This is a genomic window from Nonomuraea sp. NPDC048881, assembly GCF_040649795.1.
Classification (GTDB): Bacteria; Actinomycetota; Actinomycetes; order Streptosporangiales; family Streptosporangiaceae; genus Nonomuraea.
On the sequence record NZ_JBEZGC010000007.1, the window covers coordinates 289,518 to 301,364 of the forward strand.

At 74.5% G+C, this 11,847-nt stretch carries 10 protein-coding genes; 5 read left to right on the top strand and 5 right to left on the bottom strand.

Translation table 11 applies throughout. The features are described 5' to 3' along the window. Nucleotides 1–3 precede the first annotated feature (3 nt). The gene (locus AB0C33_RS26275; protein ID WP_358292314.1) at nucleotides 4–825 is read left to right on the top strand and encodes an NAD(P)H-binding protein; all 822 of its coding nucleotides are present in this window, start codon (nucleotides 4–6) and stop codon (nucleotides 823–825) included. A 325-nt stretch (nucleotides 826–1,150) separates the two neighbouring features. On the opposite strand, the gene AB0C33_RS26280 is transcribed toward AB0C33_RS26275, so the two are convergent. After that, nucleotides 1,151–2,062: an alpha/beta hydrolase gene (locus AB0C33_RS26280; protein ID WP_358292317.1), complete on the bottom strand. Its 912-nt coding sequence runs from the start codon at nucleotides 2,060–2,062 to the stop codon at nucleotides 1,151–1,153. Nucleotides 2,063–2,162: 100 nt separating this feature from the next. Next, nucleotides 2,163–5,000 carry an AAA family ATPase gene (locus tag AB0C33_RS26285; RefSeq protein WP_358292319.1) on the bottom strand — a complete coding sequence of 946 codons (2,838 nt, stop codon included), beginning with the start codon at nucleotides 4,998–5,000 and terminating at the stop codon, nucleotides 2,163–2,165. 211 nt (nucleotides 5,001–5,211) lie between these two features. Between AB0C33_RS26285 and AB0C33_RS26290 the strand changes: the two genes are divergently transcribed. Further along, nucleotides 5,212–6,654: a long-chain fatty acid--CoA ligase gene (locus AB0C33_RS26290; RefSeq protein ID WP_358292322.1), complete on the top strand. Its 1,443-nt coding sequence runs from the start codon at nucleotides 5,212–5,214 to the stop codon at nucleotides 6,652–6,654. Nucleotides 6,655–6,673: 19 nt separating this feature from the next. Here the strand turns inward: AB0C33_RS26290 and AB0C33_RS26295 are convergent, their stop codons facing one another. The 3 genes from AB0C33_RS26295 to AB0C33_RS26305 form a co-directional block, all read right to left on the bottom strand. Next, nucleotides 6,674–7,681, bottom strand: a complete 1,008-nt coding sequence (locus AB0C33_RS26295) for an endonuclease/exonuclease/phosphatase family protein (RefSeq protein ID WP_358292324.1) — start codon at nucleotides 7,679–7,681, stop codon at nucleotides 6,674–6,676. A 76-nt stretch (nucleotides 7,682–7,757) separates the two neighbouring features. Then, entirely contained in the window at nucleotides 7,758–8,360 is a 603-nt protein-coding gene (locus AB0C33_RS26300) for a hypothetical protein (RefSeq protein WP_358292326.1), read from the bottom strand. 137 nt (nucleotides 8,361–8,497) lie between these two features. Next, nucleotides 8,498–8,917 carry a hypothetical protein gene (locus AB0C33_RS26305; protein WP_358292328.1) on the bottom strand — a complete coding sequence of 140 codons (420 nt, stop codon included), beginning with the start codon at nucleotides 8,915–8,917 and terminating at the stop codon, nucleotides 8,498–8,500. A gap of 37 nt (nucleotides 8,918–8,954) precedes the next feature. On the opposite strand from AB0C33_RS26305, the gene AB0C33_RS26310 reads away from it, so the two are divergent. The 3 genes from AB0C33_RS26310 (at nucleotide 8,955) to AB0C33_RS26320 (ending at nucleotide 11,846) form a co-directional block, all read left to right on the top strand. Beyond that, nucleotides 8,955–9,224, top strand: coding sequence for a hypothetical protein (locus AB0C33_RS26310; RefSeq protein ID WP_358292330.1), 270 nt, complete (start codon nucleotides 8,955–8,957; stop codon nucleotides 9,222–9,224). Nucleotides 9,225–9,708: 484 nt separating this feature from the next. Next, nucleotides 9,709–11,487 (top strand): hypothetical protein, encoded by a 1,779-nt coding sequence (locus tag AB0C33_RS26315; RefSeq protein WP_358292331.1) that lies wholly within the window; start codon nucleotides 9,709–9,711, stop codon nucleotides 11,485–11,487. After that, the gene (locus AB0C33_RS26320) at nucleotides 11,484–11,846 is read left to right on the top strand and encodes a hypothetical protein (protein WP_358292334.1); all 363 of its coding nucleotides are present in this window, start codon (nucleotides 11,484–11,486) and stop codon (nucleotides 11,844–11,846) included. Before AB0C33_RS26315 ends, AB0C33_RS26320 begins: the two co-directional genes overlap by 4 nt. The last annotated feature ends 1 nt before the right edge of the window (nucleotide 11,847 follow it).

Below are 11,847 nucleotides of genomic sequence, written 5' to 3' on the forward strand. Positions count from 1 at the left end.
ATCATGTTCGTTGTCACGGGTGCCACCGGGAACGTCGGCCGCACGCTGGTCGGTCTGCTGGCCGAGGAGGGCCTGCCGGTCACCGCCGTCGCCCGCCGCGTCACGGAGGCCGACGTGCCGCCGGGCGTCCGGGCCGTCGCCGCCGACCTGGGCGACGTCGCGAGCCTGCGTCCGGCCCTGGCGGGTGCGGACGCGCTGTTCCTGCTGGTGGCGGGGGAGGACCCGGAGGGCGTGATCGCGGCGGCCGGGGAGGCGGGCGTGCGCAAGGTCGTCCTGCTGTCCAGCCAGGGCGCCGGGACCCGGCCGGGGGCCTACCCGCACGCCGTGCGGTTCGAGGAGGCCGTCCGCGGGTCGGGGCTGGCCTGGACGGTCCTGCGTTCGGGCGGCATGGCCTCCAACGCCTACGCCTGGGCCGAGCCCGTACGCCTGAGCCGCACCGCCGAGGCCCCCTTCGGCGACGTCGGCCTGCCCTTCGTCGACCCCGCCGACGTCGCCGCCGTGGCGGCCGCCGTCCTGCGCGAGGACGGGCACGACGGGGCGACGTACGTGCTGACCGGCCCCGAGGCCACCACTCCGCGGGACCGGGCGGCGGCGATCGCGGCGGCGCTCGGCGAGCCGGTGCGCTTCGCCGAGCAGACCCGCGAGGCCGCCCACGCGCAGATGGCGCAGGTCATGCCGCTGCCCGTGGTGGAGGGCACGCTCGCCATCCTGGGCGAGCCTACCCCGGACGAGCGGAGCGTCAGCCCGGACGTCGAGCGCGTTCTCGGCCGTCCCGCCCGCCCGTTCGCCGCCTGGGCCGAGCGCAACGCCGCCGCCTTCCGCTGACCACCGGCGACGGGCCCAACACCGCCGGTCTTGTCGGTGGCGGGTTCTACGGTGGTCCGCATGACCGACAACGACACCCCCAAGACCACCTGTCCACCGTCAGGCTGACCGGCGCCCCGCTCGGCGAGCCGTGGGAGCCGGCCGATCGGGACGGCCCCGACTGGCGTTCACCTCCGCCGTGCACGACAGCCCCGCCAACCTCCTCCGCGAAGCCGTCGACGGCCTGGTGGGCGAGGACCCGCCGGCCGGCTGGCAGCCGGACAACCACCGGTAACGCCGCAGAAGCCGGTGACGGCGGGCGTCACCGGCTCCGGATCCGCGCCCGTCAGGTGATCGGGCAGGTGTCGCGGTACTCCTCGATCGCGGTCCCGCGCGGGGCGGGGCACAGGAACTGGTCGTAGCGGGTGTCGTCGTCGACGAACCGCTTCAGCCAGGCCACCATCGACTTGGCCATCGTGGTGTTGGTGACCTGCGGGAAGAAGTGCGAGGCGCCGTTCAGCTCCAGGTACGCCTTCTCCACCGACGACGGGATCGACTGGTAGAACGGCTCGGAGTGGGTCGCCACCGGCGCGATCGTGTCGGCCTCACCCCCGATGATCATCGTCGGCACCCGGAGGCCCGACCAGCTCTTGGTGAGGTTCCACGGCGCGAGCGGCACCGCCGCCTGGAGCGACGGGCGCGCGTCGGCGGCCTCCAGCGTGCCGCCGCCGCCCATGGAGTGACCGGCCACCGCGAGCCGGGACGCGTCGATCCTGCTGCGCACGGCCGACGGGCTGCCCGAGGTCAGGTAGTCCAGCGCGGCCAGGAGCTGACGGCCGCGGCTGGCCGGCTGGTCGTAGATCGTGGTGGTCTCGATGCCGATCACCACGAACCCGTGCGAGGCGATCCGCGGCCCCAGCCAGGCGAGGCTGGACCAGGTCGCCGTGTAGCCGGGCGAGATGGCGATCGCGCCGAAGGTGCCCTGGCTGGTGTCGGTCGGGTAGTAGATCGTCCCGCCGCCGAAGCCGGAGACGCTCAGCCGCGAGACGCCGAGCTCGGCGGTCGCGAACGGGCCGCGGGCGGCTTCCAGGATCGCGCCGGTCGGGTCGGGGCCGCGCTCGTACGGACCGGCCGCGTGGGCCGCCGGCGCCGCCGCGACGCCACCGGCGAGCAGCGTGACGGCCAGGGCGAGCTTGGTGAACGTTCGCGCGCCGAAGTGGGGGGTGGAGAGCTGCACGTCGTCGAACTCCCTGCTCATCGGGGGAATGACTGCTGTCTGTCGCCATTGTCGGGACACGCGGTCAGCCGTGCATCGGTGAAATCACCGGTCTCGTGCCGCCCGCCGCCCGGTTCAGGCGCTACATGAACCTGACCAGCTCCACCCGTGAGCGGATGCCGAGCTTGCTGAAGATGTTCCGCAGATGGTGCTCGACCGTGCGCCTGCTGAGGAAGAGCTGCTCGGCGACCTCCTTGTTGGTGGCGCCGGCGGCCACCATGCGGGCGATCTGCGCCTGCTGCGCGGTGAGCTGCGACACCGTCGCGTCCGCGGCCGGCCGGACCGGCTCGCCGGAGGCCCGCAGCTCGGCCCTGGCCTGCTCGGTCCACAGCCGCGCGCCGTGCCGTTCGAACGTCTCCAGCGCCGTGTGCAGGTGGTTCCTGGCCGCGCCGGGCCGCCGGTCACGCCGCAGCGCGCTGCCCAGCAGCAGGTGCGTACGGGCCGCCTCGAACGCGCAGACGCCCTGGCCGTGCAGGCGCAGGGCGTCCAGGAACAGCTCCTCGGCCTCGCCGGGACGCACCGCCAGCAGCGCCCGGCAGCGCGAGACCAGCGCCCGCAGGCCGGGGCTGCGCGTGCTGCCGACCCAGCGTTCGAGCACCCGCAGGGCGGCCGCGGCCCGCTCGCGGTCGCCGGTGCGGGCGGCCGCCTCGATGTAGTGCGGGGTGGACATGACCCTGATGACGACGTGGCGGTTGCGCCGCTCGGCCCGCAGCCTGCCCGCGGCGTCGGCCACGCGGCCCGCGGCCAGGTCGAGGCAGGCCAGCGCCCAGTTGCCGACCGCGCCGGCCAGACCCAGCTCGTGGGCGTCGGCCAGCTCGATGGCGGCGTCCGCGCGGATCCGGCACGTCTCCTGGTCGCCCTCCACGGCGGCGCTGATCGCCAGCCAGGCCAGGTGCTGGGCCGCGGTGTTGTGCTGGCCCGTCTCCCGGGCCAGCCGCAGGCCCTTCGCGGCGGTGGCGGCGACGGAGGCGTACCGGCCCGTCCAGACGTCGGGGTAGATCGTGAACTCCAGGAGCTGCGGCACCGCCGACGCGGCCCCGCGCAGCCGGGCCTCCTCCACGGCCCGCGCCGACAGCCGGTGGGCCACCGCGTCCTCGCCCAGCAGCATGCCCGCCACGCACGCCCACGTGAGCACGGCCGGGTCGCGTACCGAGCCGGCCAGCTCCAGCACCCGCCGCAACGGCCCGGCCGCCTCCTGGTGCAGGCCGCTGAAGGTGTGGGCCATGCCCGCCAGGTACTCGAACATGAGCTGCGCCGGCGCCGGCTCGTCCGGACGTCGCAGGGCCGCCGCCTGCCGGGCGATCGCGATGAACGCCCGGTTGTCGCCCGCCCGGTAGCTGGCGTCCGCCGCGCGGACCAGCGCGCGCACGCCGAGCACGCGGTGGCTGTCCAGCAGCCCGCGGGCCGCCGCCAGCAGCTCCTCGCGGGCGCTGCCGGTCTCGCCGCCCAGCAGCTCCAGGCTGCCGCGCAGGAGCTGGACGTGGCCGCGCAGTTCCTCGGGCGCGCCGGGCGACCGCAGCCGGGCCAGCAGGGAACGCGCGGCCAGGGGACGTCCGGACACCCAGGCGTGCCTGGCGGCGGCGGCCAGCCGTCCGGCCTTGACCGCGGGATCAGCGGTCAGCTCGGCGGCGCGCTCCAACGCCAGGTAGGGCTCGGGGAACCCGGCACGACGCTCCGAGGCCAGGCACGGCTCGGAGCTCCCGGCGGCCCACCGCACGGCCAGCGCCGCCCGCGCCAGCTCGTCCCCGGCCTCCTCCCCGCCATCCCCCGCCCAGGCCCGATGCCACGCCCGCCGCAACCCCTCCCAACCACCTGCGTGGCACCCGCCCGGGGTGAGCAGGTCGGCGAGGAGGCGGTGGGCGCGGCGGCGCTCGGCCAGCGACGCCGCGTGGTACGTGACCGCCCGCATCGCGGGTTCCCGGAACACGAACGCGTCCCCGTCGGCCCGCAGGACGCCCGCCCGTTCGGCCGGTTCGAGCACCGACAACGCGCACGCCGGGCTCGCCGCCCTGGCCAGGGTCGCCACGTCCAGGGCCGGATCGGCGGCGATCAGCAGCGACAGCCGGCGCGTACGCGCGGGCAGCCGGGCCAGCACGCCCGTGTGCTCCCGCCACAACCGCCCACCAGGAGGCAGGACGGCGGGCGGCGCCGCGAGCCCGGCCCGCTGGTCGGGGGTGAGCGCGCCGATCAGCTCGCGCAGCGCCAGCGGGTTCCCGCGGGCGATCTGGTCGAGCGCGGCCGACAGGTCCTCGGCGAGCCCGCCGGGCGCCAGGTCCGCGGCCAGCTCCCGCACCGCCGGCCCGTCGAGCCCGCGCAGCTCCCGCGCGGGCACGCCCTCAAGCCGCCGCATCGCCTCGCCGTCGAACCCCTCCGGCTCCCGCTCGCCGTACGGGACGGCGTGGGAGGGCGGGGGTCTGCTGGTGAAGAGCAGGGCGATCGGCTCGCAGGACAGGCGGCGGGCCACGAACGAGAGCGCGTCCAGGCTCGCCGCGTCCAGCCGGTCGGCGTCGTCCACGCAGGCCAGTACGGGACGCTCGGCGGCGACCGCCGACAGCAGCCCGAGCACGGCGGCGGGCAGCACGAGCCCCGCCCCGCAGGTCCCGGACTCCAGGGCCTCGGCCAGCGCGCGGGCCTGGGCGGCCGGCAGCGCCGCGACGACCCCGGACACCGGCCTCAGCAGGCCGTGCAGCCCCGCGTACGGCACCCCCGACTCCGGCTCCACCCCCGACACCCGCAGCACCCGGAACCCGGAGGCCCGCGCGGCGGCCAGGTCGAGCAGCGCCGTCTTGCCCATGCCCGCCGCGCCGGTCAGCAGCAGCGCCCCTCCGGAGCCGGCCCGGGCGTCGTCGAGGAGCCGCAGCAGGACGTTCTCCTCCGCGTCGCGGCCGCGTAACACGGGAACGCGCGTGACTGGGGACACGCCGTCCAGTGTCACGCGCGGATGCCGCCTCTGAAAGAGGCCGCCACCCACGGAAACCGCCGACGCCCCAGGAGCACGAGAGAGGGCGGACGGGAGAAAGTATGGCATTCCGGTGACAGCAAGCGCTTGGTGACCTACCTTGAGTCCTGACCGTCAAGGAGTGCCGATGCGGAATCAGGGGCTTGGGTCATGGCCGGCACGCAGGGCGCGGATGACGCCCGCCCGGCCCGCCGTCGGTTACCAGGGGATCGACCGCACCTACGGCGACCTGTACGACCGGGTCACCCGCCTGGCCCACGGGCTGACCGGCCTGGACGTGGGCCGCGGCGACCGGATCGCCTATCTCGGGCCCAACCACCCGTCCCTGGTGGAGACGTTCTTCGCCGCCGGACTGCTGGGCGCGGTGTTCGTCCCGCTCAACGCCCGGCTGGCCCCGCCCGAGCTGCGCTTCCTCCTGGACGACTCCGGCGCCCGCGTCGTCGTCCTCGGCGCGGGCCAGGACGGCGGCGGCCTGCCCGGCCGGCACCTGGACCAGGACGCCTTCGAGGAGCTGATCGCCGGCGCGCCCGCCGACCCCGTGGACGAGCCGGTGAGCCAGGACGACCTCTGCCTGATCATGTACGCCTCGGGCACCACCGGCCGCCCCAAGGGCGCGATGCTCACCCACGGCAACCTCATCTGGAACGCCGTGAACCTGCTGGTCGACGTGCCGCTCGCGCACGACGAGGTGACGCTGGTCAGCGCGCCGCTGTGGCACATCGCGGCCCTGGCGCAGACGCTCGTCCCGACCGTGCTGAAGGGCGGCCGGGCGCTGCTGGAGCCGTCGTTCCGGGTGGACAGGACGTTCGACCTGGTCGAGTCCGAGCGGGTCACGATGATGTTCGGCGTGCCGTCGATGTTCGCGGCCCTCGCGCGGTCGCCGCGCTGGGCGGACGCCGACCTGTCCAGCCTGCGGCACCTGCTGTGCGGAGGAGCGCCGGTGCCCGAGCCGCTGATCAGGACGTACCGGGAGCGCGGGCTGCCGTTCCTCCAGGGGTACGGCATGACGGAGACCTCCCCGGGCGCGCTCTTCCTCGGGGCGGGGCACCCGGACGCCGAGCTCGGTTCGGCCGGGGTGCCGTGCTTCTTCTCCGACGTGCGGCTGGTCGCCCACGACGGCTCGCCCGCCGCCCCCGGCGAGCCCGGCGAGGTGTACGTCCAGGGCCCCAACGTCATGCCCGGCTACTGGCGGCGTCCGAAGGAGACCGCGAAGGTGTTGTCCGCCGACGGCTGGTTCAGGTCCGGCGACATCGGCGTGGCCGACGAGGGCGGGTACGTCCGCATCCGCGACCGGATCAGCGACATGTACATCTCCGGCGGCGAGAACGTCTACCCGGCCGAGATCGAGAACCTGCTCCTCGCCCATCCGGCGGTGGCCGAGTGCGCGGTGATCGGCGTACCGGACGAGAAGTGGGGGGAGACCGGCAAGGCGCTGGTCGTGCTGCGGCCGGGCGCGAGCGCGGAGCCCGGGGAACTGCTCGCCCACCTCGACGGCCGCCTGGCCCGCTTCAAGATCCCGAGGTATCTGGAGCTCGTCCCCGGCCTACCGCGGAACGGCGCCGGCAAGCTGCTCAGGGCGTCCCTCAGAATGCTGCACGGGCAGCGGGGGCGGTGACCGGGCGGGGAGCGGCGGGTCAGCCGATGGCGGGCAGACGCAGGTCGGCGAAGACGCCGCGGTGGTCGGTGCCGGGCACGTCGAGGATCTCCGTACGGGCCACGCCCACCCGGCGGTCTGCGAGCACGTGGTCGATCGTGATGATCGGCGGTATCGCCCTGCCGTTGGGCCAGGTCGGGACGAGCCCCTTGCCCACCTGGTCGGCCGCGTCGACGTAGCCCCGGGCCAGCAGGTCGCGGAAGGCGCGGTGGTCGAGGCTGGCGTTGAAGTCGCCGGCCAGGATCCTGATTACCTCCGGCGACGGGGACGGGAGCGCCTTGAGCGAGGCGTCCCACTCGGCCGCCATCCGGCCGAGCGGCGGGTTGGGATGCACGGCCACGATCTCGACCTTGCCGCCCGAGGGCAGGGACAGCGTGGCGGCCGGCATGTTGTGGCCGATCGGGGTGAACAGCCCCCGCCGCGGCCGCAGCGGGTGCTTGGCGAACAGGCCGCTGCCGATCGCGCCGTCCGCGGCCTGGAGCACCCGGTACGGGAGCAGCTTGCGCAGCCCCGCCTGGTCGAGCCGCCGGACCGCGTCCGGGGGCAGCTCCAGCGCGCTGAACACCTCGATCTCGTACGTGCGCACCAGGCGGACCACGGTCTCGGCGTCTGCCCGTCCGAACAGGTTGACCGACAGCACCCGCAGCGGGATGCCGTCGATCACTCTGCCCGGCTCGACCCCGGACGTCCTCGGGATCAGGCACGCGACGAACACCATGCCCACGACGGCCGCGCTCAGCCCCGCCGGGCGGTTGCGCCTGAGCACCGCCAGCAGCGCGGTCAGCGCGGCCAGCCCCGCGCCGATCGGCGTCACCGTCATGAGCTGGATGAGGAAGGAGCCGGTCTCCAGGCCACCGACCCGCAGCGCCGCCCAGGCCGCCAGCAGCGCGACCACCGTCCAGGCGAACCAGCGCCTGCGCCGCCGGGGTGAGGGACGCTTGCCGGCGGATGCGCGTTCGGCCGTCGCGCTCGCTGCCCGTTGATCCACAGCATGAACCCTAAGGCAGCGGCGGAGGGCCCGAACCAGGGCCTTCCAGCCCGGCTCACTGGCTCGGCTCAGTGGCTCACCTCGCCGACTCGGCTCCCGTCTTGACGGCGAGGAGCTGCCTGCGCATCGCGACGAAGTCGCCGACGTCCGTCATCGCGACGTGGGCGGCGCCGCGCACGGTGGGCTCGCCGCGCATCCGGAGCCGGTAGATCAGCCGGGTGCCGCCGCCGGTGTCGCGGAGCGCGATGGAGCAGGTCGTGGTGGCGTCGGCGCCGCGGTCGGCCAGCACGAGGCTGTGCGGGGGCTCGATCCGCTCGACGACGAAGGCGCCGCCGTCCATGACGTCGCCGGGCTTGAGGTCGTGCGGGGGCTGCGCGGGCTCGCCGGCGGCTTCCGCCCGCGCGTCGGTTCCGGTGCCCGGACGGGTGCCGGGACGGGTGCTCGGGCCCGGGTAGCCGCCGAGCCGGACCACCCAGGCCCACACGACCGGCGGCGGCGCGTCCACGGTGACGGCACGGGTGGCCTGGAGCTGGGGGAGCGGCACGATGTCGTCACCCGGCAGGTCCTCGTGCACCTCTCTGTCGGTCGCGCCCCAGCGCAGGTGCCAGGGGCGCACGGCGAGCAGGTACCCGGCCGCCGCACCCGCGGCCAGCCGGAACACACGGCGTGGCAGGAACATCGCAGCACTCCTTCGTGTCACTGACGAGACGCGTCGCCGGACGGAACGTGTCACCGGCGGAACGTGTCGTCTGCGCGGCCTCTCGTCGATCGGCGCTCGGAATTTCGGTGCTTACGCTGAATTATGGGCCAATATGGCTAGATCTGGTCGGCTTTCCATATTGTCAGGCCATATGTCTCTGCAATCGGCTGCCACGCCTGCGCGAATTGCGCCTTCGCCGTCTGCGCGGCCTCCGATCTGCTGAGACCTCGCCGGTAATCGCGGTCGTCCGAGACCGGGCCGGTGCAGCCGCCCGCCAGATGGCGCCGGGCCCAGGAGAGGAAGGCGGTGTCGGCGTCGTAGGAGGCGTCGAGCGCGGTGATGAGCGTCTGCTTCAGCGCCGCGCCCTCGGGCAGGGCCGTCACCTCCAGCGTCCGGGCGGCGGCGAGCTGGTCGCGGCGGCCGGCGGTGATGTCCTCGATCGTGGTCACGCCGGCCCGGCGGCAACCGGTCGCGTCCGCGATCGCCGCCGACAGGCTGGCACGGGCGGAACTGCTGCTGGACAGCAGCTCGTCCACCCGCCCGGCCTGCCCGGCCGCACCTGCCGTGGGGTCCGTGCTCGGTGTCGGGTCGGTGCTCGCGGCCGGGTCGCCGGTGGGGGTGGCGTCCCCGGTCGCCGGGTCGTCCGTCGCCTCGTCCGAGGTCTGCGGCTGGACGGCCGACGGCGCGCCGCCCGAGCGCCCGCCCGCCTCCGCCGGAGAGGGCGGGCGGCTCCCGGCCACCCACCAGACCAGCGCCGTCGTCGCGCACGCCGCCGCCACGCTGACCAGCACCACCGGCCGCCGCCACCCCGGCGGACGCAACCGCGAGGGCGGCGGCGGATGATCGTCCCCCAGCGGCCCCCGCGAGAGACCGGCGAACGCCCCCTCCCCGGACGAGCGCACCACAGGCGGGACACCACCGGAACCGGCCCCCGGCGTGCCGACCCCTACGAACGGGACGCCACTGCCGGCGGGCGGGGAACCGGGGCCACCGGGTGGGGCGCCGGTGTCTGCGGGGTCGGCGGGTGAGGGGCCGGAGGAGGCGGGAGGTGTGGAGGTGGGGGGTGTGGGGGCGGGGAGGAGGGCGCCGCAGCGGGGGCACTGGGTGAGGGCGCCGGTGTCGCTGCCGCATCGCCCGCACCGCCCCTCGGCGCCTGAATGGTGGACCAATACACCCTCCCGTAATGCTCCGTAAAGGGAAGAATTTCAATTTATCGGGCTTTTGTCCCGAGCTTCACTTCCGGTGAACGAGACTATTTGATAACAACGAGCCCCCCGAAGCACTCGCCCCTCATAAGCTCGGCCGGGTTCACCGACGAAGGAGGGTCATGGCCGTCGACAGCTCCGGCGCCACCGGCTCCACGCGGGACACCAGGGCCCACCCCGGCGTGCCCCGCATGAGCAACGTCACCCGCTACCTCAGCGCCGCCGCCTACCTCGACAGCGGGTTCCGTGACCGGGTGCTGGGCGAGCTGATGTTCGATCCCTACCGCGCGGTCCCCCCGTCCTACGGCGGCTTCGACCTCGTCCCGGTGATCCACCACTGCCGGCGCTCGCGCTCGATGCTCGTCGTCCGCGACGCGCTCATCACCGTGTTCTTCCTCGTCGGGTTCGTGATCTCCCCGCTGACCACGATCGCGTGGGTGGCGACGCTCGTCCCGCTGGTGCTGCTCACGTCGGGGCGGGTCCGGCGCGGCTCGCTGGTGCTGCGGGCCATGCTCTGGTTCTGGGCCGCGAACATGGCCCTGCTCCTGCTGGCCGCGGTGTTCTCCACCGCGCTGTCCGTGCTGCTGCTGCAGAGCCTGTCCAGCTCCTCGTTCTACGACGACGGCCCCTCCTACGGCGTCGCCGACGTCCTCGGCCAGGGGCTCGGCACGCTGGCGCTGGCGATGGCCGTGCCCTTCACCACGCTCGGGGTGGCGCTGGTCTACCGGATCGCGACGTACATGACGCTGGCCGGCACGCTGCGGCCGGGCGCGCCCGAGCCGGTCACCGGCGCGACCGGCCCCCGCACCGCCCATCGCGTCGACTACGTGCGCAGCGCCCAGTGGGGCAACATCACCATGTACGCCAACGAGGACGCCTTCATGGGCGCCGGGTCCATCGCCAGGACCTGGTCGATCGCCGTCGAGCTCGACCGGGTGCGCGGCCGCGAGGGCCCGCCGCGCCGCCAGGACGACCCGGTCGACCTCGACCCCGTCGAGCTGCACGCCTTCGTCCGCGAGCGGCTGAAGGACATGCGCGACCGGGTGCTGCGTCCCAACGAGGGCATCCAGCGGCTCGACATCGGCGACCACGTCGTCACCAGGGGGATCTTCACCGTGGCCGACTGGCACGATGGCGGCGTTCCGGTGTCCCATCCGCTGATCGGCAAGAACGGCCTGCCCAGGTCCCACGCCACGCCCGAGGAGATCGAGGCGATCGTCCGCCATCCGCAGGGCGGCGTGCGCTACTACCAGCGCGTCACGATCAACAACGCCGGGCAGGAGATCCGCGACCGCAACGGCCGGCTCGTCGCTCCCGCCGAGGACCAGGAGGCGCTGACCTCCGCGTTCATCTACCTGGCCGTCGAGGGACGGATGCTCTACACCCAGTTCGTGGTCACCGTGCTCCCGCCCGCCCACGGCCCCTACCACGTGGTCGACCGGCTGCCCACGATGACCGGCGGCCGCATCGCCTGGGAGGCGGTCAGGTCGTTGAAGCTGCGGCTGCTGCGCGACGTGCTGGCCGCGCCCGCCCGGCTCGTCCGTACGGGGGTGCAGGCCGTCCGGCAGAACATGCTGGCGCCCGACCCGCGCAAGCACATCGTCTACCCCTACGGCGCCCGCTTCAGCGTCCGGGAGCTGGGCGCGAGCGACGACCTGCAGACCCACATCCAGGTCCTCGACGTCTCCAAGTACGTGCGGATGATCGAGCAGCGGCTCACCGAGGCGGTCCTCGACTTCCTGGAGGACAAGGGCGTGGAGACCGGCGCCTACCGGTTGCAGGCGGCGAGCGTGACCATGAACACGCTGTCGGTCAGCGGCGGCGCCACGGTCAGCGGCCCGGTCGCCTTCGGGCACCAGGCCGCGGCGACGGTCAACAACCTGGGAGGGCAGGGCGCGTGACGAACGAGCAGACCCCCACGCCGGGCTCGTACGGCGTGCACATCAGCGGCGGCGAGGTGAGCGGCCCGATCGCGGTGGGCCCGCACTCCCGCGCCACGGTCAACAACCTGGGCGGCTCGGCCCCCGGCGAGGCGGCCCGGCTGCTCGACCGGCTGGAACGCCTGCTCGCCGAGCACGAGGCGGAGGTGACCGAGCCCGCGCGGGCCCGCCGGGACGTCGCCGACGTGCGCCAGGAGATCGAGCAGGCCGACCCCGACCGCTCCCGCGTCCTCGACGCGCTCAAGCGGCTGTCGGCCCGGGCCGCCGAGGTGTCGGTGATCGTGGAGGTCGTCGGCCAGATCCGCGAGCTGTTCGGCTGAC

Coding starts and splice junctions, on each gene's coding strand:
- AB0C33_RS26315 (WP_358292331.1), top strand. CDS start 9,709: ATGGCCGTCGACAGCTCCGGCGCCACCGGCTCCACGCGGGACACCAGG.
- AB0C33_RS26300 (WP_358292326.1), bottom strand. CDS start 8,360: ATGTTCCTGCCACGCCGTGTGTTCCGGCTGGCCGCGGGTGCGGCGGCC.
- AB0C33_RS26275 (WP_358292314.1), top strand. CDS start 4: ATGTTCGTTGTCACGGGTGCCACCGGGAACGTCGGCCGCACGCTGGTC.
- AB0C33_RS26290 (WP_358292322.1), top strand. CDS start 5,212: ATGACGCCCGCCCGGCCCGCCGTCGGTTACCAGGGGATCGACCGCACC.
- AB0C33_RS26280 (WP_358292317.1), bottom strand. CDS start 2,062: ATGAGCAGGGAGTTCGACGACGTGCAGCTCTCCACCCCCCACTTCGGC.